This is a genomic window from Paraburkholderia phytofirmans PsJN (assembly GCF_000020125.1).
Taxonomy (GTDB): domain Bacteria; phylum Pseudomonadota; class Gammaproteobacteria; order Burkholderiales; family Burkholderiaceae; genus Paraburkholderia; species Paraburkholderia phytofirmans.
Genome location: NC_010681.1, coordinates 1,518,609 through 1,543,130 on the forward strand (window position 1 = coordinate 1,518,609; position 24,522 = coordinate 1,543,130).

Below are 24,522 nucleotides of genomic sequence, written 5' to 3' on the forward strand. Positions count from 1 at the left end.
GCATATGGCTGAACTTCCCGATCACGACGCCGCGCTCAAAGAGACCTGCCTCGAGAGCAAAACGATCCATCAGGGACCGTTTCTGACGCTCAAATGCGATACCGTGCGGCTGCCGGACGGTAAGCACGCCACGCGCGAATATGTTCAGCATCCCGGCGCCGTGATGGTGATTCCCTTATTCGACGACGGTCGCGTGCTGCTCGAAAGCCAGTATCGCTATCCTATGGGCAAGGTCATGGTCGAGTATCCGGCCGGCAAGCTCGATCCGAACGAAGGTGCGCTGGCTTGCGCGATACGTGAGTTGCGGGAGGAGACGGGTTATACCGCCCGCGAGTATGTTTATCTGACGCGCATTCACCCGATCATTTCCTACTCGACTGAGTTCATCGATATCTACCTCGCGCGCGGTTTGACCGCCGGCGAGCGCAAGCTGGACGAAGGCGAATTTCTCGAACTGTTCACGGCGACTGTGCCGGAGATGTCCGAGTGGGTGCGCACTGGCAAGGTCACCGATGTCAAGACGGTGATCGGCACGTTCTGGCTGGAGAAGGTGTTGTCGGGCGCGTGGCCGTTGGCTGAGCCCGAATAACGCCGGCAGCGAAGAAGGTGCGCGCGCTGCGTGCCGCTTAGGAAGTCTGAGAAAAGCCCTTGTTGGTCTGAGACCGGCAAGGGCTTTTCTCTTTGCGAGGCGTGCGAAATCGGGCAGTCGCTGGCATGTTGGCCGACGTCTCAAAAAGTGTGTCGTTTGCCTTATGCCATTCGACAGTCTCGCCGCGCGGCCTTTGTCCCACTAGTATCGACCTTTGAGAGCGACCGCCACGATCCGTTTTATTTCGGATGACGAAGTTGTGGTGGGCGCATTTGATTCCGGATGTCGAATGAGTTGTCACTTGACAACCAATTCTCCACTCGCTAAATTGGAGGGCATTAGATGGTTCGAGGAACCCATTCTAAGAAAGAGGTCGAGGCCGCGTTGGCGTACGCCGAGAAAAATGGCTGGCGTATTCAGGGCGGTGGCAAAGGTCACGCTTGGGGAAAAATGTACTGTCCTGATAAAGACGCGGAATGTCGGTGCGGCGAGTTCTGCATATCGAGTGTCTGGAGCACGCCAAAGAATCCTGGCAGCCACGCCAGACATCTGCGGCGCATCGTCGACAACTGTACGGCGCGGCGGTAGCAAATCCGTTCTTTCGGCGAAAGCCTTGGGACTGAATGAAGGCAGGAGTAACTTATGGAATATGTGTTCACGTTGAAATACCGGCTTGCGGCTGAAGACTGCGATCTTGACGCGATCGTCGAGCGTCTGGGCGAAGCCGGGTGCGACGACGCCACCGTCGGTATCGGGCAACCGGGCCGCATCGCGCTGTTTTTCACTCGCGAAGGCTCGTCCGCATTCGAGGCGCTGCTCAGCGCTCTGCAGGACATCAAGCGGGTGGTGCCATCCGCGCGTCTTGTCGAGGCCGGCCCCGATTTCGTCGGCCTGACCGACGTCGCCGAAGTCGCCGGTGTGTCGCGGCAAAACATGCGCAAGCTGATGCTCAACCACGCAATCGACTTTCCGCCGCCGGTCCACGAGGGCAGTGCGTCCGTATGGCATCTGTCGGACGTCCTTGACTGGCTCGCTGCGCGCGGCGGCTATGAAATCAAGGCAGACGTGTTCGACATTGCGAGAGCGGTCAAGCAGATCAACCTTGCGAAAGAGGCACGCGAACTCGAGCCGCGGCTTAGCCGTCAACTGGAGCGTCTTGTCGCATAGAAACGGTGCGGCATGCAGCGTGCGAAGCGGCGCAAGCGTATGTGATCGGCAGGCCCGTTTGCCTCCCAGAGCACCTCCGGCAAGCGTGTACGCAAAGCGTTAAAATCGCCCACCGAGTTTGAATTATCAGCAACTTCCGGCGTTGGTACTTTCGTCCGTAAAAATTTACGAACGACCGTTCACAAATTTATGTTTTGCGCTAAACTGGCACGCAAGCCCTGATTCCACATGAAGGTCCTCGATTTACAGTGTCCGCATGGCCATCGGTTCGAAGGCTGGTTCGCTTCGGCTGATGACTTCGAATCGCAGCAGTCCCGCAAGCTCGTCGAATGTCCGATCTGCGGTGCGAACGAGGTGAGCCGTTTGCCGTCGGCCCCGCGCCTGAACCTGTCGGGTGCGACCGAAACGAAAGCGCCAGCGGGCGCGGGGGAAATGCAGGCGCGTGTAATGCGCGCCTTGCGCGAGGTGCTGGAAAAGACCGAGAACGTGGGCGACCGCTTCGCCGAGGAAGCACGGCGCATTCACTACAATGAAGCGCCCGCACGCAATATTCGCGGTGTCACGACACCGGAAGACGCGAAAGCCTTGGTCGAAGAAGGCATCGAAGTGATGCCGCTGCCGGTCCCGGCTGCCTTGAAGGAACCGCTGCAATAGCGCAGTGGCTCACTGGCGGTGGGTGGTGGCGGCCAGGAGGCACGACACATGGATCTGGACTATTCCCCCGCTGATAACGCGTTCCGCGCAGACATCCGCGCCTGGCTCGAAGCGAATCTGCCACGCGAGCTGAGCGACAAGGTACTCAATCACAAGCGTCTTGCGCGCGAAGACTACGCCGGCTGGCATAAACTGCTCGGCACGCGTGGCTGGTCGGTAATCGCATGGCCGAAGGAATATGGCGGCCCGGGCTGGGATGCGACCCAGCGGCATATCTGGGACGAAGAGTGCGCGCGCATCGGCGCGCCGTCTGTGCTGCCTTTCGGCGTTTCCATGGTGGCGCCCGTGCTGATGAAGTACGGCAACGAGGCGCAGAAGCGCCACTACCTGCCGCGCATTCTCGACGGCACGGACTGGTGGTGCCAAGGCTATTCCGAGCCGGGCTCGGGTTCGGATCTGGCCTCGCTGCGAACACGCGCCGAGCGCGTCGGCGACCATTACGTGGTCAACGGTCAGAAAACCTGGACCACGCTCGGCCAATACGCCGACATGATGTTCTGCCTGGTGCGCACAGACGGCGGCGCCAAAAAGCAGGAGGGCATCTCGTTCCTGCTGATCGACATGAAAACGCCGGGCATCACCGTGCGGCCAATCATTACGCTCGACGAAGACCACGAAGTCAACGAAGTCTTTTTCGAAGACGTGAAGGTGCCGGTCGACAATCTGGTTGGCGAAGAGAATCGCGGTTGGACTTACGCGAAATATTTGCTGGGCCACGAGCGCACCGGCATCGCGCGGGTCGGGCAGTCGAAGCGCGAACTCGTTTTCCTGAAACGCCTTGCCCTGAATCAGAAAAAGAACGGCAAGCCGCTGCTGCAAGACCCGGTGTTTGCCGCGAAAGTCGCGAGCCTCGAGATCGAGTTGATGGCGCTCGAAGTCACCGTGCAACGCGTCGTCGCCAATGAGACAGGCGGACGCGGACCGGGACCGGAAGCGTCGATGCTGAAGATCAAAGGCACCGAAGTCCAGCAGGCGCTGACCGAGCTGATGTTCGAAGCAGTCGGGCCGCTTGCCGCACCGTTCGACGTTCCGTTTCTGGAAGGTGAACGCGAACACAGCCTCGCCGGTGACGACGATGCCGCGCCTCTCGCCGCGTATTACTTCAACTTCCGCAAGACGTCGATTTACGGCGGCTCGAACGAAATTCAAAAGAACATCATCGCGCAGATGATTCTCGGACTCTGAGGAGCGGCGCATGGACTTCACTTTCAACGACGAACAGCAGCAATTCGCCGACGCGCTGCGCCGCTATCTGGACAAGAGCTACGGGTTCGAAGCGCGCCAGGCGACTGTGCGATCGGAAACCGGCGTGTCGGACGCGCATTGGGCCGCGTTTTCGGAGTTGGGCCTGACAGCGTTGCCGGTGCCGGAGGCGCAAGGCGGTTTCAATGGCGGCCCAATCGACATGCTGGTGGTCATGCAGGAACTCGGCCGCGCGTTGGTCGTCGAGCCTTATTGGGCGACTGCGGTCGGCATCGAGGCATTGCGCCTCGCGGGTAGCGACCAGGGCGAAGACGCGTCGCTGCTCGAGCGCGCTGCTCAGGGCGAGATCAAACTGGCGATGGCATTTCACGAGCCGCATGCACGTTACGATCTGTTTGCGGTCGAGACAAGCGCGAACGGGCAGGGCGAGCAACTGACGCTGACAGGCAAGAAGTCGGTGGTGCAGCACGGCGCGCAAGCGGATTACTGGATTGTCCCGGCCCGGCTGAACGGCGAGATCGCGCTCTTCGTCGTGGCGCGCAATGCGGCCGGCGTCGAGATTACCGACTACCGCACGATCGACGGCCAGCGTGCCGCCACACTCGAATTCAACAACACGCCTGCGCGTCGGCTTGCCGGCAAACACGCCGGTGCGGCCGCGCTCGAACATATTGCGGACTACGGCACGGTCCTATTGTGTGCCGAGGCAATCGGTGCGCTCGACGCCTTGAACCTCGCCACCGTCGATTACACCAAGACGCGCCAGCAGTTCGGTCAGCCGATCGCGCGGTTTCAAGCCTTGCAGCATCGCATGGTCGAGATGTTGATCCACGCCGAGCAGGCGCGCTCGGTCACGTATCTGGCCGCGATGCGCTACACGAGCATGGATGCGGACGAACGTCGCCGCGCGGTTTCCGCCGCGAAGGCGCGGGTCGGTCAGGCCGCGCGTTTCGTCGGCCAGCAGGCGGTTCAGTTGCATGGCGGCATGGGCGTCACGAACGAAGTGGCTGCGGCGCATCTGTTCAAGCGGCTTGCTATCATCGAAACCACGTTGGGCGATGTCGATCACCATCTCGCGCGGTTCGCCGCGCTGCCCGGCTTTGTGACTGCCGAGGCCTGATCAGACATCCGAATCGGATACAAGGAGGTGCGACGATGGGTTTGAGTTACGAGGACTTGATAGTCGGCACAAGCACTGAAATCGGCAAGCACACGTTCACGCGCGAAGAGATCGTCGAGTTTGCACAGAAGTTCGATCCGCAGCCGTTCCATCTGGATGAAGCCGCAGCCGCTGAGTCGCCGTTCCGCGGGTTGGTCGCGAGTGGCTGGCATACCTGTTCGGTCATGATGGGCATGCTGGTGCGCAACGCGTTCGCGGGTTCCACGTCGATGGGCTCGCCCGGTATCGACGATATCCGCTGGTTGAAGCCGGTACGTGTCGGTGACACGATCACCATGATGAACGCCGTGCTCGACAAGCGCATCTCGGAGAGCAAGCCGGATCGCGGCATCGTGTCGACGCAGTGGGAAGGTATCAATCAGCATGGCGAAACGGTGATCACGGTGCGCTCGAAGGGACTGTTCGGCCTGCGCAATCCGGGCGCCGCGTCATGACGGGCAGCGCGGCGCCCGCCGCAACCTTCCGCAGCGCTGCGGCTTTGGGCGAGTTGGTGGGCGGCGAGCCGCTCGTGAGCGAATGGCTGACGGTGGATCAGGCGAGCGTCGATCGTTTCGCCGAAGCGACCGGTGACCATCAATGGATTCACGTCGATCCGGAGCGGGCACGGCGCGAGTCGCCGTTCGGCGGTCCCGTGGCGCACGGTTTCCTGACGCTATCGTTGATCCCGGCGCTACTTGGTAAGACAGTGGCGCTTGAGCAGCGCATGGGCGTCAATTACGGATTGAATCGCGTGAGGTTTACGTCGCCGGTGCCGGTCGGCTCACAGTTGCGCGCTAAATTCGCGGTCGAGTCCGTTACCGAAGTCGATAACAACGGCGTGCAAGTGGTGTGGAACGTGACGTTGGAGCGGCAGGGCAGTGAGCGGCCGGTGTGTGTCGCGGAGTTCATCACGCGGCATTATTTCTAGCCGCGGCGTACGAGAAAAAGCGCGAGCGGCATTCATGCCGGCTCGCGCTTTTCTACAGAAGCAGTTTTAGATTCAGGCGCGGCTGCGAATTCAATGCTTCGCGTATTGCGTCGCACCGAACAGCACTTCCTTCGCCTTGTCGTCCATGAGCGGTTGACGCGCGGACGCCAGCACTTCAACACCGCGCACGACCGCAGGACGCGCGGCGATCTCTTCATGCCAGCGCTTCACATTCGGAAACGCGTCGAGTTCCAAGCCCTGGTTTTGCCACGAGCGTGTCCACGGGAAGGCGGCGATGTCCGCGATCGTATAGTCGTTGCCCGCGAGATATTGCGTCTTGCCGAGTTGCGTGTCCATCACGCCATACAGGCGCTTCGTTTCGTTCGTGTAACGGTTGACCGCGTATTCAATCTGCTCCGGCGCGTAGTTGCGGAAGTGGTGCGTTTGACCGAGCATCGGACCCAGACCGCCCATCTGGAACATCAGCCATTGCAGCGTCGAATAGCGCGCAGCCGGATCGGTCGGCAGAAACTTGCCGGTTTTCTCGGCGAGATAAATCAGAATCGCGCCGGATTCGAAGAGAGCGAACGGCTGGCCGTCCGCGCCCTTGGGGCCTTCGGAATCGACGATTGCCGGGATCTTGTTGTTCGGGCTGATGGCGAGAAACTCGGGGTTGAACTGGTCGCCCGTGCCGATATTCACACCGTGTACGTTGTACGCGAGGCCCGTCTCCTCGAGCATGATGTGAATCTTGTGGCCGTTCGGGGTTGCCCAGCTATAGACATCGATCATCTTAGTTCCTTTGTCTCGTGAAAGCGGCGCCTCGAAGGGCGCCGCTGTTGACGAAAATTAGAGCATAGATCCCGCGATGCTGCTTGCGGCGCTGCGAGTCAGTCGCGACCCGCCGCGCCGTGCTGAATTTCCGGGCTGGGCTTGGCTTGCCTCAGCTCGGCATCAGACTCGCGTGATTGGCGTTTCCACGCGAGCCGCCGCGCCCGCATCCATATAACGCGCGAGTTCGAGCTTGGCGATCGCATTGCGGTGCACCTCGTCGGGACCGTCGGCGAAACGCAGCGTTCGCGCCGACGCGTAGGCATACGCGAGCGGAAAGTCATCGCTAACACCGCCGCCGCCGTGAGCCTGAATCGCCCAGTCGATCACCTGACACGCCATGTTCGGCGCGACGACCTTGATCATTGCGATCTCGCCGCGTGCACCCTTGTTGCCAACGGTGTCCATCATGTAAGCCGTTTTCAGCGTGAGAAGACGCGCCTGCTCGATCATGCAGCGCGCTTCGGCGATACGTTCCTGCGTGACGCCTTGAGCGGCGACCGGTTTGCCGAACGCAACACGTTGCAGCGAACGTTTCGACATGAGTTCGAGCGCGCGTTCAGCAAGACCGATTAGACGCATGCAGTGATGGATGCGTCCCGGCCCGAGCCGGCCCTGCGCGATCTCGAAGCCGCGGCCTTCGCCGAGCAGCATGTTGCCGACCGGCACGCGCACATTCTCTAGCGTGATTTCCATGTGCCCGTGCGGCGCGTCGTCGTAACCGAACACGGTCAGCGGCCGATGCACGGCGATGCCGGTGGCGTCGGCGGGAATGAGGATCATCGACTGCTGCTGGTGGCGCGGTGCTTCCGGATCGGTCTTGCCCATGACGATATAGATCTTGCAGCGCGGATCGCCCGCGCCGGACGACCACCACTTGTGGCCGTTGACCACATAGTAGTCGCCATCGCGCACGATGCTGGTCTGGATATTGGTCGCGTCCGACGACGCCACTTCAGGCTCGGTCATCAGAAACGCCGAACGGATCTGACCTTGCAGCAGTGGTTCGAGCCACGCACGCTTGTTGTCGTCGCTGCCGTAGCGCTCGATCGTTTCCATGTTGCCGGTGTCGGGCGCGTTGCAGTTGAATACTTCAGGCGCCCAGGGCACGCGGCCCATGATCTCGCACAACGGCGCATATTCGAGATTCGTCAGGCCGGCGCCGCGCACGGAGTCGGGCAGAAACAGGTTCCACAAGCCGGCGTCGCGCGCTTTCTGTTTGAGCTGTTCGATCAGCTCGGTCGGCAGCCACGCGTTACCGCTATGGCGATTGCGTGCGATCTCCGCGTAAAACGCCTGCTCGTTCGGATAGATGTGCTCGTCGAAGAAGGCGAGCAGTTTTTCGCGCAACGCTTGAACCTTCGGGGTGTAATCGAAATTCATGTAAGACCTCGCGGATAACGGATAACGGACGACGTTTGTTCAAAGCGCGGCAGAACGCACAAGCGGACGCACAACCGGACGCACAACCGGACGCGTGATTCAGCACGCGACACCAGTCAGCGCACTTTCTGCGCGTAGCGCCAGGCGAGTTCGGCCATCGGCTTCGCGCGGCGGCCGGCATCGAGCGCCTGAGCGCTGGCTGCCGTACCGTCGACGACGCGTTTCATGATCCCCTGCAGGATCGCGGCGATGCGAAACATGTTGTACGCCAGGTAGAAATTCCAGTCGCCGTGAATCTTGAAGCCGGTACGTTGACAGTAACGCGCGACGTACTGTTGCTCGTCCGGAATGCCGAGAGTCACCCAATCGAGGCCTGCGATGCCACGGAATTGCGCCGGGTCGACGTGCCAAGCCATGCAGTGATACGCGAAATCGGCGAGCGGATCGCCGAGCGTCGACAACTCCCAGTCGAGCACGGCAAGTACGCGCGGTTCCTCGGGATGAAAGATCAGGTTGTCGAGCCGATAGTCGCCATGCACGACCGATGCGCGCTCGCCCGTTTCGGCCGGCATATGCTGCGGCAGCCATTCGATCAGGCGCTGCATTGCGTCGATCGGTTCGGTCTCGGAGGCGATGTACTGCTTGCTCCACCGGCCGATCTGGCGCGCGAAGTAATTGCCTGGTTTGCCGTAGTCGGCGAGACCCACGGCCGCGACGTCGACGCTGTGCAGCGCCGCGATCACGCGGTTCATTTCGTCGTAGATGGCGGCGCGTTCGGCAGGCGTCATGCCGGGCAGCGATTGATCCCACAGCACGCGGCCCTCGACGAACTCCATGACATAAAACGCGCGGCCGATCACGCTTTCGTCCTCGCACAAGGCGAGCATTTTCGCGACCGGCACGTCGGTGTCGGCGAGCGCGTGCATCACGCGGTATTCACGTTCGACGGCGTGCGCCGACGGCAGCAGTTTCGCCGCCGGCCCAGGCTTGGCGCGCATCACATAGGAACGCGATGGCGTGAGCAGTTTGAACGTGGGATTGGACTGGCCGCCGGCAAATTGCTCCAGCGTGAGCGTTCCGGAAAATCCGTCGACATGCTGGGTCAGCCAGGCGGCGAGCGCGTTGGTATCGAAGCGTTGCCGCTCGCTGACGGGGCGCGTGCCTTCGAAATCTGAATAATCCGGTTGATGTTCTGGTTCGCCGGTCTGTGTGGCTTGCACCATCTGTCTCCTCCAGTTCGGGGTTCAGCTACGCTTGTATTGGGTAAACTGTGCGTAGAGCATTTCCATCGTGGTGTTGCGGACGTCGCGATGCAGCGGCGACGGTGGTGAATAGTTGATCGTGCGCAGGACCCAGTCGCGCGGCGCCGCGCCCACGTCGAGCGCGTTGATGCAGCCGGTGGCTTGCGCCAGATGGCCGAAGAACGTGCGGCCGCCGGCCGTGAGCGCATGCGACAGGATCGCCCGGTTCACGCCGCCATGCAGAACGAGCAGCACGGTGTCCCACGACGAGTCCTCGCGCAACGCAGCGACTGCGGGCAAGACGCGATCGAACAGCGCGCCGATGGTCTCGCCGTCGAGAAACCGCGTGCTTTCCGGCACGATGCCGTCGAACACGCCAAGAAACGCGGCCTCGATGTCCTGCAGCGGAATATTGCTGAGCTTGCCGCCGCGAATCTCTTCCCAGGCGGGCTCGATTTCAAGTTCGATCTGCTGGTTGATCTCGGCCAACACACGCCGCGCGGTTTCGATGGTACGCGGCAGGCCACTCACAATCACCCGGTCGAAGCGGACCTGCTGTTCGGCGAACACGCGGCCTGCCGCGCTGGCCTGCTCGCGGCCGTTAGCGTTCAGCGGCACCGTTTCGGGATCGATCGCGCGGCCGGAGTCGTCGAAATAGGTAACGTCGCCGTGACGCATCAGAAAGATGCGGCGGCGCTTGGGCAGTTGATAGTCAGGCATCGTTCCTTCGTTCACTTGTAGACCGGCGCGCGTTTTTCGAGGAATGCGGAAATCCCTTCCAGCCCTTCGCGATGATGCAGCGAGGCGACAAAGCTGTCGCGCTCCGCCACGAGATGATCGGCGAGCGGCTGCGCGCCGGCTGCGCTGATCAACCCCTTGATGCGCGCGACCGAGTTGGGCGAAATCTTGCCGAGTTCGTCGGCCCAGGCGACTGCGGCGTCGCGCACGGCGCCGGTCTTTGCCAGTTTGTTGACGACACCGAGTTCATGCAGACGTGTGGCGCCGATCGGTTTGCCTTCGATCAACACTTCGGTGGCCAGTTGACGCGGCAGCGCTTGAGCCAGAAACCACGAGCCGCCGCCGTCGGGCGTCAGGCCGACGCGTGCATACGACATGACGAATTTGGCTTCGTCCGCGGCCACGATCAGGTCGCACGCGAGCGCGAGCGAGAAGCCCGCGCCGGCGGCGGCGCCATCGACCGCAGCGATCACCGGCTTCGACGAAAGACGCACCGCCGAGATCCATTCGCCGAGCAGATCGATGCTCTCCGCTTGCACGGATGGATCTTTCGCGCGATTTTCCAGCAAACGGTTCAGATTGCCGCCCGCGCAGAAGAAGTTGTCCGCGCCGGTGATCACGACGGCGCGAATCGACGCATCGCGTTCCACCGAGTCCAGCGCCTCGATGCCGGCGGCGTACATGTCCGGATGCAGCGCGTTGCGTGCGCCTGGGTTCGAGAGCGTGAGGACCAGTGTCGATTCGCTTTCGGTGGGGCGCGAGGTCAGCAGTTCGGCGCTCATTGTTGTGTCTCCTGAGTCTTCGTTTCGAGGTCGGCTGCATCGCGTTGGGTCAACGACATGCCCAGTTGCGCTCGCCGCGCGAGCCAAGGCGAAGGGCGATAGCGCGGATCGCCAAGCACACTGAACATGTTGCGCAGGATCGTGAGAATGGTCGTCGAGCCGAGCGCGTCGCCGAGGCCTAGCGGGCCGCGCGGGTAGCCGAGGCCGAGTGTCACGGCGAGATCGATGTCTTGGGGTGTGGCGATCTGTTTTTGCGCGATGTCGCAGCCGATGTTGACGATAGTCGCCACCACGCGTTGCGCGACAAAGCCGGTCGAGTCGCGGATCACGGTGACGGGCACGCCGTCGGCGGCGAACAGCGCATGCGCCGTGTCACGCGCGGTGCGCGTGGTGGCGGGCGTTGTCATCAGTGTGCGGCGTTGCGCGCCGACGAGCGGGAAGAGCGCATCGATTGCGACGACGCGGGTCGCGTCCAGCGCTTCATCGACCGCGGCCGTGGTCGCGTCGTGGCCGAACGGCGTGACGACGATCAGCGAGTTCGCCGCGGGCGTGGCACCGTCGTCGAGCTTCACGCCGGCTTTCTCGATGAGTTGCACGACCGCGTCGTGAGCTTGCGGATAACGCTTGCTGACCCACACGCCGGCCGGCAATCCGGTCGGCGCGGGCGCTTCGGCAGGCACCTGCTGCTTGCCGTCTTCGTAGCGATAAAAGCCTTCGCCCGTCTTGCGGCCGATCAGTCCGCCCGCGAGCCTCGTACCGGTAATGGGCGACGGCGTGAAGCGCGGCTCTTCATAAAACTGGTGGTAGATCGACTCCATCACCGGATGCGAGACGTCCAGCGCCGTCAGATCGAGCAACTCGAACGGCCCGAGGCGAAAGCCCGCCTGCTCGCGCACGATGCGGTCGATGTCGGCGAAGCTCGCCACGCCTTCACCGGCCACGCGCAAGCCTTCGGTATTCATGCCGCGGCCCGCGTGATTCACGATGAAGCCGGGCATATCTTTCGCGCGCACCGGCGTGTGTCCCATGCGGCGCGCGAGATTCATCAACGCGTCGCCTGCTGCGGGGTCGCTGCGCAGACCGTCGATGACTTCGACGACCTTCATCAACGGCACGGGATTGAAGAAGTGATAGCCGACCACGCGCGACGGGTCACTGCAGCCGGCGGCAATCGCCGTGATGGACAGCGACGACGTATTGGACGCCAGCACGCAGCGGCCACTGACGACGGTCTCGAGTTCGCGGAACAGCGCCTGTTTCACGTCGAGTTTCTCGACGATCGCCTCGACAACCAGATCGCAACCAGCCAACTCGCCGATGCTCTGCGCGCCGCTTACGTTCGCAAGTGCGGCAAGCGAGCGGGCCTGATCGAGCTTGCCTTTGGCGGTCAGCTTGGCGAAAGTCTCGGCGAGATAGTCGCGCGCGGCGCCGATCGCGGCAGGGTTGGTGTCGTACAGACGCACGGTGAGACCGGCCAGCGCGGCGATCTGGGCGATGCCGCGACCCATTGCTCCGGTTCCGACAATGCCGATAGTCTCGATGCTGAAATTGCGAGAGGTCATTGGAATGCTCGACTCCATGGTTATTTTAGAATAGCACGATCGTGCAATTTACTGGATGATTGATCGAAGGCCGCTGCTGGGAAGTCGACGAGCGGTCGCATACAACTCGAAGGAAGGAGACACCCAATGATCAAGCTGTGCGGTTTCGCGCTCTCTAACTATTACAACAAAGTGAAGTTCGTGCTGCTCGAACACGGCATTCCGTTCGAGGAAGTGTCCGTGAAACCCAGCCAGGACGAGGCCATGCTCGAGCATTCGCCGCTCGGCAAAGTGCCTTATCTTCAAACTGAAGACGGCGATCTGAGCGAATCGCAATGCATTGTCGAGTATCTGGCGGCGCGTTTTCCCGATAAGGCGATTTTCGCCGCCGACCCGTGGGAAGCGGCCAAGGAGCGCGAACTGATCATGTTCGTCGACGTGCATCTCGAACTGACTGTGCGCAATCTCTACAAGGAGGCATTCTTTGGCGGCATCGTGACCGAGGCGACCAAAGGGCGCGTCGAGAAACTGCTCAGGCATCACATTGCCGGCTTCAAACGGATCGCGAAGTTCGGGCCGTATCTGAGGGGCGAGCGCTTCAGCGTCGCGGATACGGCCGGCTATGTGAGCTTGCCGCTGGTGGGCATGGCGACGCAGACCATCTACGGCAGCGATTTTCTGCTCGACGCCGGAATCGATTGGAAGAGCTATGTGAAAGCGGTCAACGTGAGGCCGGCCGCGCAGCGTGTGACCGAGGACCGCAAGGCGTATATCGCGGCGTCGCGCCCGACTTGACGGGCGCTGCCCGGAAGCAGGCGAATCGGGGCGTGCTGCGCACGCCTTGCCCGCTGCGCGCGATGGCGAGGAACGTTGGTTCGTTCGCAGCATCGCGCGGGACATCCTAGAGGCGCGCCAGCCGCTCGAGTGCGGTGGCCAGCGTGCTCTCCTGCTTGGCAAAGCAGAAGCGCACCACGCCCGATTCGTGGGCCTCGTGATAGAAGGCCGAAACCGGAATGGCCGCGACGCCGATCTCGCCAGTCAGCCATTGCGCGAATTCGGCTTCGGGCAAGTCGCTGATCGCCGAATAGTCGACGCACTGAAAGTACGTGCCCGTGCACGGCAGCAGCTTGAAGCGTGAGTTCGCGAGGCCAGCGCGGAAGAAGTCGCGCTTCTTCTGATAGAACGCCGGCAGGTCGAGATAGGGAGCGGGGTCTTTCATGTAGTCGGCGAGGCCGATCTGCATCGGGGTGTTCACCGTGAACACATTGAACTGGTGCACCTTGCGGAACTCGGCGGTGAGCGCGGCGGGCGCGGCTACATAGCCGACCTTCCAGCCCGTTACGTGATACGTCTTGCCGAAGCTCGACACCACGAAACTGCGCTGCGCCAGTTCCGGATAGCGCGCCACGCTCTCGTGCGGCGCGCCGTCGTAGACCATGTGCTCATACACTTCGTCAGACAGGATCAGCACGTTGGTGCCGCGCACGATCTCCTCGAGCTTGCGCATGTCGTCCGCGCGCCAGACCGTGCCGGTCGGATTGTGCGGCGTGTTGATCAGCAGCAGCCGCGTTTTCGGCGTGATCGCGGCAGCCAGCTTGTCGAACGGGATCGCGTAATCGGGCGCATCGAGCGTGACAAACACCGGCTTGCCGCCGGCCAGTTCGATGGACGGCAAGTAGCTGTCGTAGGTCGGCTCGACTACGATCACCTCGTCGCCCGGATGGACTGTGCAGAGAATCGCGGTCAGCAACGCTTGCGTCGCGCCTGCTGTCACGGTGATTTCGGTGGTAGCGTTGTAGCGGCGGCCGTAGAGGCTCTCGATCTTGTCCGAGATCGCCTGACGCAGCGGCGCGACGCCGCCCATCGGCGGGTACTGGTTGTGGCCGTCGCGCATGGCGTTCGCGACCGCATCGACGATCCGCGGATCGCAGTTGAAATCGGGAAAGCCCTGACCCAGGTTCACCGCGCCTTTTTCGGCGGCGAGCGCACTCATCACGGTGAAAATCGTCGTGCCGACGTCCGGCAGGCGAGACGGAAACGTGGGACTCGAAGGCGTGTCGTGCGGTGCATTCATGGCGCTGTCCGGAGCGTGGGCAAATGAGTTAGACAAAGGCGTCGTTTGAAACGGGCGAAGCCTGATTGTAGGGAATCGCGGCGCCGTGTGCGCGCCGCGGACTTCACGTTAGCCGTCTGGCCAGGGCCATGCGGCTCGAGGGTCATGCGCTTAGAGGCTCGACGGCGGCGCTCAGGGACATGCCGATGGCGGCAACGAAAGGCGCCGGCTGGGCGATCTGAAAGCCGAAATCACGCGCGATCCGTTTGGCCAGCTTCAAGACGGCACGGTCCTTCGAAACCAGCCAGTCGGCCCGCGCGGCGTGCGCGAGCTCGAGAAACTTCTGGTCGTCGCGGTCTTTGCATTTGGGCAAGGGCCTCGCATCTTCCGCTTGCGCCTCGGGTTCGACCAACTGCGCGAGCCGTGAAACGACGGCCAGTGCCACGGCTTTGTCCACATTTCGATGCACGAATTGCGGATAGTCGAGCACGTAGGTTAATTCGGCGAGGCAGCGCGCGTCGATCAGGGCGGTCAGCGCGCCGCCTTCGAGCGCGGCCGCGATCGGCCGCGTGTGCGGGTCGTCGAACACGAGAATGTCGATCCACACATTGGAATCGAGGACGACGCGCAAAGCGTCGGGTGAGGCATGGGAACCGGGCATTCGTTACAATCTGGCTTTCGTCTTTGACCGCCAGGCACGGCGTGCCTGCAAGCCTCTATGATAATCGTTCTGTCGCCGGCGAAATCGCTCGACTACGAAACCCCGCCTCACGTCAGAAAGCACACGATCCCCGATTTTGTCGACGACGCGGCCGAATTGATCGGCGGATTGCGCCGTTTGTCGCCGCAGCAGATCGCTTCCTTGATGGACATTTCGGATCAACTCGCGCACCTCAATTTCCAGCGTTACGCGGAGTGGTCGCCCAAGTTCGGCACGCACAATGCCAAGCAGGCGGTGCTGGCGTTCAACGGCGACGTGTACGAGGGCTTTAACGCGAAGACGCTGTCATCGGCCGATCTGGACTATGCGCAGAATCACGTGCGCGTGTTGTCCGGCCTGTACGGTTTGCTGCGTCCGCTTGATCTGCTGCAGCCTTACCGGCTCGAAATGGGTACGCGTTTCGCTAACCCGCGAGGCAAGGATCTGTACGCGTTCTGGGGCGAGCGGATCACACAGGCGTTGAATGCGCAACTGAAGAAGAACGCGGTGGCGTCGCGCGTGCTGGTGAATTGCGCATCGGGCGAATATTTCAAATCGGTCAAGCCGAAGCTGCTCGAAGCGCCGATCATCACGCCTGTTTTCGAAGACTGGAAGGGCGGCCGCTACAAGATCATCAGCTTCCACGCAAAGCGCGCGCGTGGACTGATGGCGCGCTATGCCGTTGAGAACCGCATCGACAGGCCCGAGCAACTGAAGGACTTCGACGCCGACGGCTACGCGTTCGACGCCGAAGCCTCGAACGATTCCACTTACGTATTCCGCCGCCGCGTCGTTGAATAAGCGTCGCCGCGCGGACAAGCAGGGAAGAACATCATGACGTTATCGATTACAAGCAACTTCGACGCGGGTGCGATCGAAGTGCTCTCCTGCGAAGAGGCGGGCAACATCCGCTTGCGCGTGCGGCCGGACAGTCATGCCGAGTTCGCGCAATGGTTTTATTTCCGCTTGTCGGGCGCCGCGGGCGAACGCTGCGTGATGACTTTCGAGAATGCGGCCGCGTGTGCCTTTGCCGAAGGCTGGCGCGACTATCAGGCAGTGGCGAGCTACGACCGCGTGAACTGGTTTCGCGTGCCTACCTCGTACGACGGCCGCGTGCTGACGATCGATCACACGCCGGATTTCGACCGTATTTACTACGCGTACTTCGAGCCGTACAGCGAGGAGCGCCACTCGGAGTTTCTCGGCGCGGTGCAGCAGATGCCGCAGGCCACGCTCACTGAGTTGGGCACGACCGTCGAAGGCCGGCCCGTGTCGCTCCTCACGCTCGGCACGCCGCAAACTGGCGACACGCCCAAGAAGAAGATCTGGCTGATCGCGCGCCAGCATCCAGGCGAGACGATGGCCGAATGGTTTATCGAGGGTCTCGTGAAGCGGCTCGCGGGTTGGGGCGATTGGGCGGGCGACCCGGTCGCGCGCAAGCTCTACGATCACGCGGTCTTTTACATCGTGCCGAACATGAATCCGGACGGCAGCGTGCACGGCAATCTCCGCACGAATGCCGCTGGCGCGAATCTGAATCGCGAATGGATGGAGCCGGATGCCGCGCGCAGCCCTGAAGTGCTGGCGGTGCGCGACGCAATTCATGCCACGGGTTGCGATCTGTTCTTCGATATTCACGGCGACGAGGCGTTGCCCTATGTGTTCGTGGCCGGCTCCGAAATGCTGCCCGGTTTCACCGAAAGGCAAGGACAGGAACAGAAAGCGTTCATTGAAGCATTCAAGCAGGCGAGTCCTGATTTCCAGGACAAGTATGGCTACGCTGCGAGCAAGTATCGCGAGGACGCACTGAAGCTGGCGTCGAAGTACATCGGCAACGAATTCGGCTGCCTGTCGCTGACTTTGGAGATGCCGTTCAAAGACAATGCCAATCTGCCCGACGAACGAGTGGGCTGGAACGGCGAGCGCAGCGCGGCGCTCGGCGCTGCGATGTTGCAGGCGATCTTGCGGCACGTAGAAACATTTGCTTGAACATCGCTGCACATGAAAACGAGGCACACACCGTGAGGTGTGTGCCTCGTTTTCATTGGGGCGCCTGGTTGATCTGCCTCGCTGGCGAGGGGCTGCCGCAAGCTTGAAAGCTTGAGCCGCTATTGGGTTTTTTTCTTCGCCGGCGTCTTCTTGGCAGTTGCTTTGTTCGAGCTTGTTCGCGACGATTTGCCCGAGCTCGGTTTGGTGGACTTGGTGGTGGCTTTCTTCGTTGTCTTGCCGCTCGCCGAGTGCTTGCCTTTGGCGCTCTTATGCTTGCCCGACGATGCACGCGACCCCGAAGGTTCCGAGCTGTGCGCGCGGGCCGGCGGCACCGGATCGTTCCAGCTGAACGCCAGCATCTGCGCGCCGACGTAGCCGCAGCGGAATTTGAGATCGGCGGGATCGCCGCTGCCGCTCTGGCGGATGCCGAGCCCTTCGACGGTGACAATATTGTCTACCTTGACGCGCTGCTTGCCCTCGTCGAACGAATCGTTCCACGGCGTGACCGACGCATGCGCGCTGTCGAACGAACTAGGGGGAAATTCGACATGGTCGAAGGCGGTCGACGTGCTGGCGACAAAGTTGCCATGAGCCGCGCAGTCCGCAACGAGCGGGTCCGCGTGCAAGTCATTGACAAATTTGTTGACGAGATCGTTGTGCTGTTCGAGTTGATCGGCGAATGCGGGAGCAGAGCATATGAGCGAGAGACTCGCCGCACATGTTGCCAACCGGCCGACCATCCGCAGCAATCGGCGCGGTACGTTGGTGCGATCCATCTAGGTAGTTAGACGCTAATCAGACATGAGGCACGTAAGATGCCCGGCAAGAGGGCGGAGTTCAATCCTGACACAAATATTTTGTCCTGTTGGTAGTGTGTGGGCGCGGGCAGCCCGACGTGGCGGAGTCACCGATCACCGTTAGTACGCGTTCGGTGCCCGCGTGAGTGTCAGGTGCGTGGTCCGCCCAGCCGGTATCTCCGCACATCATAAGTGGTGACCCACGCAGGACGGTAGACCGCGATCAAAGCCGTGGACATGCCGGTGAACCAGGATTCCCCGGTGGCAAGCAGGAACACGCTGAACGCGTAGCCGGCGGGCACCACGGTCATGGAACCGTCGGCGAGCGCGATATGAATGCCGAGGGCGGCGGCTGCCGTGAGCGACACGGCGATGGCAGGCGAGACAAAGCCCTGGCCGAGGATGAACATGAACAGATTGCGTGGCAGCCACGCGATGCTGATGCGCTGGAGCAAAGTGGAAATGCCGACCGGCAGTGCACCGTACACGAGGAACGTGAGTGCGAGGCCCTGCCATGGCGCGTCGAAGACTACGGCGGCAAGACCCGTGACCACCGCCATGGCGATCAGCGCCAACGCCCAGTCGAACAACGTGACGACTAACGTGGCGCCGAGCAGATGCATGACCGTGCCGTCGTCGAGCCATGCATTACTTGCCCACAGCACCGAGACTGCGACGATGATCGCAAGCCAGACATGCTGCAGTGTGCCGTCCTGAAGTCGTTTGAAAGGATTTTTCCACAGCGCGAGCGCAACCACTATCGCAGTGGCGATCCAGCCACCGACAGCGACCCAGAACGGAAGCGGTGTGTAGAGGAAACCCATAAGTCTCATATTACTCGTTGGACGAGAAAAGGTGTGAGCGGATTCCATGCCAGCAGGCGCAAACGCTGCCGGAAGTTGCTCGCCCGGATTCTGCTGCGCACGCCGGCTGTCTTCATGCAGGACCTTGTGCGAGCGGGTCCGATGCGGGCCCGGTGGACGGTGCATCGCCATACGGTGCACCTGGTTCTGCCGCCATGGGCAACAATGCCGCGGTGTCGTTAGCCGGCAACGGATACTGAAAGCGCCGCCGCGCGCGACGCCGTAACGGCACTACGCCGGGCTGGCCCATGATGGGGCGCACCGGGCCGTCGCCGCCATTGCGCAGCACTTGCAAATGGTTCGACAGCCAGCCGTTATAGAGCGCGACCGCGGCCGCGCGGTTCGGCGCGCCGAGCTGTTGGAATATGCTGGTCAAATGGATCTTGACGGTGCCCTCGCTAATGCCGAGCGTGCGCGCGATCATCTTGTTGGTGCTCCCCATATGGACGCAGCGCATGATCTGCTGCTGACGGGGCGACAGTACGTTGGCCAGTCTGGCGCGGCGCGGTGGCGGGCTCTTTTCGTCGAACGGCCGGATAGTGATGTCCGGTGGCAGCGGAGGATCCAGCGCCAGCGCGCCAGGCGGTACGTAGTGCCCGCCCAGCAGCACCATTTCGAACGCGCGCACGATCAGGCAAGGATCGGTGTCGCGCGGCACGACGCCGAGCACGCCCTCGTCCATGAGATCTCGCACCGCGGCCGGCGAGATCTGATCTGAGAGCACGGCAACGCGCAGATCAGGGTAATGGCTGAGCAGATGGCGAACGTCCGCGATCGACATCCAGTCCTCCCAATCGACCAGCAGCAGATCGGGCCGCTGACGTTTGAGCGTGCGTTCGACCTGACGCCAGTCTTGTGCCTCGTTGAAACGCGCCAGGCGGTCGATTTGCCGCAGCAGTGCTTTGAGCCCGTCACGTCGTTCGGCGTCTGAGTTGAGTATCGAGAATCGCATGCATGTCTCCAGATGAGTCGGGCAAAGTGGCGCGATGCCTGCGCACGGCTTGTGAGAGCCGGATGCGTTTGTGATGCGCCGTTATGCCTATGATGACAAATTCCCTTCAGTTTGACGGCCTGTCCAAAAGGCATAAGAGGAATGACGTAAAACCGAACGGGCACAAAAAAGCCTCGCGCACGGCGAGGCTTTTTTATGTCGACGCCGACGCGCAAAATGCGCCGGCGAGGATGGTCAATGGAAGTGCGGCTGCGCGGGCTCCGCGTCCTCCGGCATTTCGGCGTGGACGATTTCGCCGAGCGGATCGGCATACAGCGGTACGCCGCAGTCGTCACAGTACTCTGGCTCGAAGCGGCCCGCATGGCGGCGCACTTCGGTCACGCCGGTTTCCTTGAGCAGCGCGACGATTTCTTCGAGTGGGTCGTCCGATGCGGCGGTTTCCTGCGGCTCTTCGTCGATGCCTGGCTCGCCGTTCTCACGGCCGTACAGTGGCCACACGACGCCGTAGATCACATCATTGCTGCCGCGGCGCGTGAAGCCGACGCGGTATTCGTCGATGCGGCGTTCGCCGAAGCCTGCGACAACAGCGCGCAGCTCCTGCGGCGCCGCGCCGATCGTGTCGAACAGATAGCGCACGGCAGTGCGCACCGTGTGAGGGCGCACGCGTTCGTCGGCGTCGCGGCAGGCCGAGTAATAGGCGTCTGGCAGCAGGCACTCGAATTCGCAGCCCGGCAACACCAGCGACAGATTGGCGCCACCTTGCGTAGCCCATTGTTCAAGGCATTGCCCGCGTTCGATCCGGTTGCCGTGTTCTTCTTCCTGCCAGCGGAACGTGGGTTCGCCGACCGGCGCCGCGACCACGGCCAGCAGGAAGCGCGGGTCGGCGAGAATCGGCGAAGTTTCGGGCAACTCGCCGAAATTCAGTTTGGCGTTGCCACCAGCCGTGGCCGCCTGCGCGAGTTGCTGGGCGATGCGCCAGGTTTCGACATGGTGGCGCGGCAGTTGATCGATGCTGTACAGGAACGGCGCCATGGCGACCCGCGTGTTGGCCGCGAGCACATGCGCTTGCAGATGCGCGCGCAGGGCGTCGGCGGCGTCGGCCTTGAGCGGGCCGGACGGGATCATGTAGCGCGTCCACGCGAGCACGGGCGCGGCGATCAGCAGCGCCTCGTAAGGCACGCCTTCGTGTTCGACGATGAACGATTCACTATGGGTTTCCGCCATATCGGCGAGCGCGCCGTAGGCATCGGGATGATTTTGCTGCAGATGATCGAGCGCGGCGTCCAGCGTAGTCTGGTTGGCGTTGCGGACGATTTTGGCCAGCAGCGCGTCGAGTTTTGCTTCCCAGAAGCGGTCCTCGGTGCGGCTGCCCGACGCGAAAAGCGCGAGCGAGAGACCGACAAGCTTGTCGGCATCGGGGGGGAGACGTTTGGCGATTCGCGAGCGCATAAATCCGGAAATTGGGGTGCACAGAACCTTATATTCTAGTCTTTTCTATGCCGCCATATTGTTTGGCCGGCAATGCCGGATGAATTAGGACGTTTCTACAGGGAAAATCAGCACTATTGAGCGGACCCGTCGGGCCTTTGTTACGCGACCTGGCCTGATGATATAAGACGCCCCGGGCGCATGCCGCGCTTCTATACTGACCCTTTCAGAGAGCGCTCTGCAAACTTACGTCCGCTCGACACCGGAGTTTGGCGCAACAGGAGATTCATCGTGAAATCGGACCAACTGATCGAACGTCTTGCCGCGGTGTTCGCGCTAATTATTCTGGTGGGCGGGTCGCTGCTGGTGCTGGCGCCTTTCACGACCGCGCTGCTGTGGGGCGCGATTCTCAGCTATAGCTCGTGGGGCTTGTACCGGCGACTGACCGCAGCTTTGGGCGGGCGTCGCAAAGGGGCCGCCACGTTGATCGTGTTGATCATTCTGATTGTGGTGCTTGGACCGTTCGTCTACGCGGGCTTTGCCTTTGGAGCGCACGTGCACGAGATCGTCGCACTGGTGCAGCGGCTCTTCGAGGCCGGCTTGCCGGATTTGCCGCCGTGGGTTGCCCGGATTCCGCTGGTGGGTTCTAACATCGAGGCATTCTGGGAGCGGCTTACAAGTAGCAATTCGGAACTGATCGCGCAATTGCGTACGCTCGCTGCGCCTGCCGGCAAGTGGATTCTGGCGGCCGCGATTGCTGTTACGCATGGTCTCGGGCTGCTGGCGTTGAGCATTGTGCTGGCGTTCTTCTTTTATACAGGGGGAGAGGGCGCGGCTGCCTGGCTGAATGCGGGCATGCGACGTATTGCGGGCGAGCGTGCCGATTATCTGCTGGCGCTGGCTGGTAGCACGGTGAAAGGTGTCGTGTACGGAATTCTCGGCACGGCGCTCGTGCAAGGCATTTTGGCCGGTTTCGGATGCTGGATCGCCGGGGTTCCGGCGCCGGCGCTGCTCGGGTTGGCGACATTCTTCCTGTCGGTGATACCGGGCGGTCCTGTTGTCGTCTGGTTGCCTGCGGCAATCTGGCTGTACCACGGTGGCGCGACGGGATGGGCGATTTTCCTGGTGGTGTGGGGCGTGCTGGCGGTCGGCATGTCGGACAATGTCATCAAGCCAATCCTGATTGGCAAGAATAGCGACATGCCTCTGATCCTCGTGATGCTAGGTATACTGGGCGGTGCGTTTGCTTTCGGCTTCCTTGGGGTTTTCATCGGACCGACTTTGCTGGCGGTCGCATATACCGTACTCCACGACTGGACGATTGGCGCGCCGGCCGCGCGCGCCTTGGTGCCGGACGTGAAGGCGCTTGTTGTCGATGACCCGGGCCCCGTAAAAAAGGTGCCTTGAATAAATTCCAGATAACGCTTGCAAGGCGGGGTGTGGGTCGCTAGAATCTCGCTCTTTCGTGCTTCGGACAACGAGGCACGGGAAGCGGGAGAGCCAGCAATGGCAAGGCTTTCAGCGAAGCGGGCAGGTTCAGGAAGTTGGAAAAACCTGTTGACGGCGTAGCGAAAGTTCTTCATAATCTCGTTTCTCTGCTGCTGATGCAGCGACGCAGAACGAAGCGGTGCCGGGTAGTTGGAATGCTGATGATAGATGTCAGCGGCGTGCGGTGCCGGTTTGGTGGTGAATGCGGAATCGATCTTTAAAAATTAACAGCCGATAAGTGTGGGCGCTTGATGCGCGACGCGCAGTGGATCCTTCGGGGTTTGCTGGAAGCGAAAGTATCAAGTCTCACACAGTAATGAAAGGAAGGTTTTTCCATTGAAAGATGGAGAGATCATTCGTCAGTACGTTGAGTGAGCGACCGGTTGGTAAAACAACCGAAAAACAGTAACAGGTTTGAACTGAAGAGTTTGATCCTGGCTCAGATTGAACGCTGGCGGCATGCCTTACACATGCAAGTCGAACGGCAGCACGGGGGCAACCCTGGTGGCGAGTGGCGAACGGGTGAGTAATACATCGGAACGTGTCCTGTAGTGGGGGATAGCCCGGCGAAAGCCGGATTAATACCGCATACGATCTGCGGATGAAAGCGGGGGATCTTAGGACCTCGCGCTACAGGGGCGGCCGATGGCAGATTAGCTAGTTGGTGGGGTAAAGGCCTACCAAGGCGACGATCTGTAGCTGGTCTGAGAGGACGACCAGCCACACTGGGACTGAGACACGGCCCAGACTCCTACGGGAGGCAGCAGTGGGGAATTTTGGACAATGGGCGCAAGCCTGATCCAGCAATGCCGCGTGTGTGAAGAAGGCCTTCGGGTTGTAAAGCACTTTTGTCCGGAAAGAAAACCTCTTGGTTAATACCTGAGGGGGATGACGGTACCGGAAGAATAAGCACCGGCTAACTACGTGCCAGCAGCCGCGGTAATACGTAGGGTGCAAGCGTTAATCGGAATTACTGGGCGTAAAGCGTGCGCAGGCGGTTCGCTAAGACAGATGTGAAATCCCCGGGCTTAACCTGGGAACTGCATTTGTGACTGGCGGGCTAGAGTATGGCAGAGGGGGGTAGAATTCCACGTGTAGCAGTGAAATGCGTAGAGATGTGGAGGAATACCGATGGCGAAGGCAGCCCCCTGGGCCAATACTGACGCTCATGCACGAAAGCGTGGGGAGCAAACAGGATTAGATACCCTGGTAGTCCACGCCCTAAACGATGTCAACTAGTTGTCGGGTCTTCATTGACTTGGTAACGTAGCTAACGCGTGAAGTTGACCGCCTGGGGAGTACGGTCGCAAGATTAAAACTCAAAGGAATTGACGGGGACCCGCACAAGCGGTGGATGATGTGGATTAATTCGATGCAACGCGAAAAACCTTACCTACCCTTGACATGTATGGAATCCTGCTGAGAGGTGGGAGTGCCCGAAAGGGAGCCATAACACAGGTGCTGCATGGCTGTCGTCAGCTCGTGTCGTGAGATGTTGGGTTAAGTCCCGCAACGAGCGCAACCCTTGTCCCTAGTTGCTACGCAAGAGCACTCTAGGGAGACTGCCGGTGACAAACCGGAGGAAGGTGGGGATGACGTCAAGTCCTCATGGCCCTTATGGGTAGGGCTTCACACGTCATACAATGGTCGGAACAGAGGGTCGCCAACCCGCGAGGGGGAGCCAATCCCAGAAAACCGATCGTAGTCCGGATCGCACTCTGCAACTCGAGTGCGTGAAGCTGGAATCGCTAGTAATCGCGGATCAGCATGCCGCGGTGAATACGTTCCCGGGTCTTGTACACACCGCCCGTCACACCATGGGAGTGGGTTTTACCAGAAGTGGCTAGTCTAACCGCAAGGAGGACGGTCACCACGGTAGGATTCATGACTGGGGTGAAGTCGTAACAAGGTAGCCGTATCGGAAGGTGCGGCTGGATCACCTCCTTTCTCGAGCTCACGTGTCAATCGTGTTGAGC

24 protein-coding genes and 1 rRNA gene are annotated in these 24,522 nt (G+C 61.4%); 13 read left to right on the plus strand and 12 right to left on the minus strand.

Annotated elements, in window-relative coordinates:
- Positions 1-4: 4 nt before the first annotated feature.
- The 8 genes from BPHYT_RS06700 (at position 5) to BPHYT_RS06730 (ending at position 5,760) form a co-directional block, all read left to right on the plus strand.
- A complete protein-coding gene (locus BPHYT_RS06700) occupies positions 5-589 on the plus strand; it encodes an NUDIX domain-containing protein (protein ID WP_012432389.1) in 585 nt (194 codons plus the stop codon).
- A gap of 342 nt (positions 590-931) precedes the next feature.
- Complete coding sequence (locus tag BPHYT_RS39065; protein ID WP_012432390.1) at positions 932-1,177, plus strand: hypothetical protein; 246 nt, start codon at positions 932-934, stop codon at positions 1,175-1,177.
- A gap of 54 nt (positions 1,178-1,231) precedes the next feature.
- On the plus strand, positions 1,232-1,756 hold the full coding sequence (locus tag BPHYT_RS06705) for a helix-turn-helix transcriptional regulator (RefSeq protein WP_012432391.1): 525 nt from the start codon (positions 1,232-1,234) through the stop codon (positions 1,754-1,756).
- A gap of 228 nt (positions 1,757-1,984) precedes the next feature.
- Positions 1,985-2,410 (plus strand): DUF1178 family protein, encoded by a 426-nt coding sequence (locus BPHYT_RS06710; RefSeq protein WP_012432392.1) that lies wholly within the window; start codon positions 1,985-1,987, stop codon positions 2,408-2,410.
- A 48-nt stretch (positions 2,411-2,458) separates the two neighbouring features.
- Positions 2,459-3,655: an acyl-CoA dehydrogenase family protein gene (locus BPHYT_RS06715; RefSeq protein ID WP_012432393.1), complete on the plus strand. Its 1,197-nt coding sequence runs from the start codon at positions 2,459-2,461 to the stop codon at positions 3,653-3,655.
- A 10-nt stretch (positions 3,656-3,665) separates the two neighbouring features.
- Positions 3,666-4,793 (plus strand): acyl-CoA dehydrogenase family protein, encoded by a 1,128-nt coding sequence (locus BPHYT_RS06720; RefSeq protein WP_012432394.1) that lies wholly within the window; start codon positions 3,666-3,668, stop codon positions 4,791-4,793.
- Positions 4,794-4,828: 35 nt separating this feature from the next.
- Positions 4,829-5,287 carry a MaoC family dehydratase gene (locus BPHYT_RS06725; RefSeq protein ID WP_012432395.1) on the plus strand — a complete coding sequence of 153 codons (459 nt, stop codon included), beginning with the start codon at positions 4,829-4,831 and terminating at the stop codon, positions 5,285-5,287.
- Positions 5,284-5,760: a MaoC family dehydratase gene (locus BPHYT_RS06730; RefSeq protein ID WP_012432396.1), complete on the plus strand. Its 477-nt coding sequence runs from the start codon at positions 5,284-5,286 to the stop codon at positions 5,758-5,760. The genes BPHYT_RS06725 and BPHYT_RS06730 overlap by 4 nt, the downstream gene beginning before the upstream one ends.
- A gap of 90 nt (positions 5,761-5,850) precedes the next feature.
- On the opposite strand, the gene BPHYT_RS06735 is transcribed toward BPHYT_RS06730, so the two are convergent.
- The 6 genes from BPHYT_RS06735 to BPHYT_RS06760 form a co-directional block, all read right to left on the minus strand.
- The gene (locus tag BPHYT_RS06735; protein WP_012432397.1) at positions 5,851-6,552 is read right to left on the minus strand and encodes a glutathione binding-like protein; all 702 of its coding nucleotides are present in this window, start codon (positions 6,550-6,552) and stop codon (positions 5,851-5,853) included.
- Positions 6,553-6,714: 162 nt separating this feature from the next.
- A complete protein-coding gene (locus BPHYT_RS06740) occupies positions 6,715-7,974 on the minus strand; it encodes an acyl-CoA dehydrogenase family protein (protein WP_012432398.1) in 1,260 nt (419 codons plus the stop codon).
- A gap of 116 nt (positions 7,975-8,090) precedes the next feature.
- Entirely contained in the window at positions 8,091-9,197 is a 1,107-nt protein-coding gene (locus BPHYT_RS06745) for a phosphotransferase (protein WP_012432399.1), read from the minus strand.
- 21 nt (positions 9,198-9,218) lie between these two features.
- The gene (locus tag BPHYT_RS06750) at positions 9,219-9,935 is read right to left on the minus strand and encodes a histidine phosphatase family protein (protein ID WP_012432400.1); all 717 of its coding nucleotides are present in this window, start codon (positions 9,933-9,935) and stop codon (positions 9,219-9,221) included.
- 11 nt (positions 9,936-9,946) lie between these two features.
- Positions 9,947-10,735: an oxepin-CoA hydrolase, alternative type gene (locus tag BPHYT_RS06755; RefSeq protein WP_012432401.1), complete on the minus strand. Its 789-nt coding sequence runs from the start codon at positions 10,733-10,735 to the stop codon at positions 9,947-9,949.
- On the minus strand, positions 10,732-12,297 hold the full coding sequence (locus tag BPHYT_RS06760) for a 3-hydroxyacyl-CoA dehydrogenase (protein ID WP_012432402.1): 1,566 nt from the start codon (positions 12,295-12,297) through the stop codon (positions 10,732-10,734). The genes BPHYT_RS06755 and BPHYT_RS06760 overlap by 4 nt, the downstream gene beginning before the upstream one ends.
- A gap of 126 nt (positions 12,298-12,423) precedes the next feature.
- Here BPHYT_RS06760 and BPHYT_RS06765 point away from each other — a divergent pair, with 126 nt between their 5' ends.
- Positions 12,424-13,071 (plus strand): glutathione S-transferase family protein, encoded by a 648-nt coding sequence (locus BPHYT_RS06765; RefSeq protein WP_012432403.1) that lies wholly within the window; start codon positions 12,424-12,426, stop codon positions 13,069-13,071.
- Positions 13,072-13,177: 106 nt separating this feature from the next.
- Here BPHYT_RS06765 and BPHYT_RS06770 read toward each other — a convergent pair whose 3' ends face one another.
- Both BPHYT_RS06770 and BPHYT_RS06775 read right to left on the minus strand, forming a co-directional pair.
- Positions 13,178-14,350, minus strand: coding sequence for a pyridoxal phosphate-dependent aminotransferase (locus BPHYT_RS06770; protein ID WP_012432404.1), 1,173 nt, complete (start codon positions 14,348-14,350; stop codon positions 13,178-13,180).
- Between the two features lie 142 nt (positions 14,351-14,492).
- Positions 14,493-14,990 (minus strand): putative toxin-antitoxin system toxin component, PIN family, encoded by a 498-nt coding sequence (locus BPHYT_RS06775; RefSeq protein WP_012432405.1) that lies wholly within the window; start codon positions 14,988-14,990, stop codon positions 14,493-14,495.
- A 57-nt stretch (positions 14,991-15,047) separates the two neighbouring features.
- On the opposite strand from BPHYT_RS06775, the gene yaaA reads away from it, so the two are divergent.
- Together yaaA and BPHYT_RS06785 are read left to right on the plus strand one after the other, a co-directional pair.
- Entirely contained in the window at positions 15,048-15,830 is a 783-nt protein-coding gene (gene yaaA / locus BPHYT_RS06780; RefSeq protein ID WP_012432406.1) for a peroxide stress protein YaaA, read from the plus strand.
- Positions 15,831-15,863: 33 nt separating this feature from the next.
- The gene (locus BPHYT_RS06785) at positions 15,864-17,018 is read left to right on the plus strand and encodes a M14 family metallopeptidase (RefSeq protein WP_012432407.1); all 1,155 of its coding nucleotides are present in this window, start codon (positions 15,864-15,866) and stop codon (positions 17,016-17,018) included.
- Between the two features lie 119 nt (positions 17,019-17,137).
- Here the strand turns inward: BPHYT_RS06785 and BPHYT_RS06790 are convergent, their stop codons facing one another.
- The 4 genes from BPHYT_RS06790 to BPHYT_RS06805 form a co-directional block, all read right to left on the minus strand.
- Positions 17,138-17,794, minus strand: coding sequence for a BspC domain-containing protein (locus BPHYT_RS06790; protein WP_012432408.1), 657 nt, complete (start codon positions 17,792-17,794; stop codon positions 17,138-17,140).
- Between the two features lie 170 nt (positions 17,795-17,964).
- Positions 17,965-18,639, minus strand: coding sequence for an energy-coupling factor ABC transporter permease (locus BPHYT_RS06795; RefSeq protein ID WP_041758346.1), 675 nt, complete (start codon positions 18,637-18,639; stop codon positions 17,965-17,967).
- A gap of 112 nt (positions 18,640-18,751) precedes the next feature.
- Positions 18,752-19,630, minus strand: coding sequence for a response regulator transcription factor (locus BPHYT_RS06800; RefSeq protein WP_012432410.1), 879 nt, complete (start codon positions 19,628-19,630; stop codon positions 18,752-18,754).
- A 234-nt stretch (positions 19,631-19,864) separates the two neighbouring features.
- Positions 19,865-21,079, minus strand: coding sequence for a DUF2863 family protein (locus BPHYT_RS06805; protein ID WP_012432411.1), 1,215 nt, complete (start codon positions 21,077-21,079; stop codon positions 19,865-19,867).
- Positions 21,080-21,349: 270 nt separating this feature from the next.
- Here BPHYT_RS06805 and BPHYT_RS06810 point away from each other — a divergent pair, with 270 nt between their 5' ends.
- Both BPHYT_RS06810 and BPHYT_RS06815 read left to right on the plus strand, forming a co-directional pair.
- Positions 21,350-22,465, plus strand: a complete 1,116-nt coding sequence (locus BPHYT_RS06810) for an AI-2E family transporter (RefSeq protein ID WP_012432412.1) — start codon at positions 21,350-21,352, stop codon at positions 22,463-22,465.
- Between the two features lie 497 nt (positions 22,466-22,962).
- A 16S ribosomal RNA gene (locus tag BPHYT_RS06815) occupies positions 22,963-24,493 on the plus strand.
- Positions 24,494-24,522 lie beyond the last annotated feature (29 nt).

Bases quoted from the DNA above. Each gene is read 5' to 3' on its own strand.
- BPHYT_RS06700 (WP_012432389.1), top strand. From the start codon at position 5: ATGGCTGAACTTCCCGATCACGACGCCGCGCTCAAAGAGACCTGCCTC.
- BPHYT_RS39065 (WP_012432390.1), top strand. From the start codon at position 932: ATGGTTCGAGGAACCCATTCTAAGAAAGAGGTCGAGGCCGCGTTGGCG.
- BPHYT_RS06705 (WP_012432391.1), top strand. From the start codon at position 1,232: ATGGAATATGTGTTCACGTTGAAATACCGGCTTGCGGCTGAAGACTGC.
- BPHYT_RS06710 (WP_012432392.1), top strand. From the start codon at position 1,985: ATGAAGGTCCTCGATTTACAGTGTCCGCATGGCCATCGGTTCGAAGGC.
- BPHYT_RS06715 (WP_012432393.1), top strand. From the start codon at position 2,459: ATGGATCTGGACTATTCCCCCGCTGATAACGCGTTCCGCGCAGACATC.
- BPHYT_RS06720 (WP_012432394.1), top strand. From the start codon at position 3,666: ATGGACTTCACTTTCAACGACGAACAGCAGCAATTCGCCGACGCGCTG.
- BPHYT_RS06725 (WP_012432395.1), top strand. From the start codon at position 4,829: ATGGGTTTGAGTTACGAGGACTTGATAGTCGGCACAAGCACTGAAATC.
- BPHYT_RS06730 (WP_012432396.1), top strand. From the start codon at position 5,284: ATGACGGGCAGCGCGGCGCCCGCCGCAACCTTCCGCAGCGCTGCGGCT.
- BPHYT_RS06735 (WP_012432397.1), bottom strand. From the start codon at position 6,552: ATGATCGATGTCTATAGCTGGGCAACCCCGAACGGCCACAAGATTCAC.
- BPHYT_RS06740 (WP_012432398.1), bottom strand. From the start codon at position 7,974: ATGAATTTCGATTACACCCCGAAGGTTCAAGCGTTGCGCGAAAAACTG.
- BPHYT_RS06745 (WP_012432399.1), bottom strand. From the start codon at position 9,197: ATGGTGCAAGCCACACAGACCGGCGAACCAGAACATCAACCGGATTAT.
- BPHYT_RS06750 (WP_012432400.1), bottom strand. From the start codon at position 9,935: ATGCCTGACTATCAACTGCCCAAGCGCCGCCGCATCTTTCTGATGCGT.
- BPHYT_RS06755 (WP_012432401.1), bottom strand. From the start codon at position 10,735: ATGAGCGCCGAACTGCTGACCTCGCGCCCCACCGAAAGCGAATCGACA.
- BPHYT_RS06760 (WP_012432402.1), bottom strand. From the start codon at position 12,297: ATGACCTCTCGCAATTTCAGCATCGAGACTATCGGCATTGTCGGAACC.
- BPHYT_RS06765 (WP_012432403.1), top strand. From the start codon at position 12,424: ATGATCAAGCTGTGCGGTTTCGCGCTCTCTAACTATTACAACAAAGTG.
- BPHYT_RS06770 (WP_012432404.1), bottom strand. From the start codon at position 14,350: ATGAATGCACCGCACGACACGCCTTCGAGTCCCACGTTTCCGTCTCGC.
- BPHYT_RS06775 (WP_012432405.1), bottom strand. From the start codon at position 14,990: ATGCCCGGTTCCCATGCCTCACCCGACGCTTTGCGCGTCGTCCTCGAT.
- yaaA (WP_012432406.1), top strand. From the start codon at position 15,048: ATGATAATCGTTCTGTCGCCGGCGAAATCGCTCGACTACGAAACCCCG.
- BPHYT_RS06785 (WP_012432407.1), top strand. From the start codon at position 15,864: ATGACGTTATCGATTACAAGCAACTTCGACGCGGGTGCGATCGAAGTG.
- BPHYT_RS06790 (WP_012432408.1), bottom strand. From the start codon at position 17,794: ATGGATCGCACCAACGTACCGCGCCGATTGCTGCGGATGGTCGGCCGG.
- BPHYT_RS06795 (WP_041758346.1), bottom strand. From the start codon at position 18,639: ATGGGTTTCCTCTACACACCGCTTCCGTTCTGGGTCGCTGTCGGTGGC.
- BPHYT_RS06800 (WP_012432410.1), bottom strand. From the start codon at position 19,630: ATGCGATTCTCGATACTCAACTCAGACGCCGAACGACGTGACGGGCTC.
- BPHYT_RS06805 (WP_012432411.1), bottom strand. From the start codon at position 21,079: ATGCGCTCGCGAATCGCCAAACGTCTCCCCCCCGATGCCGACAAGCTT.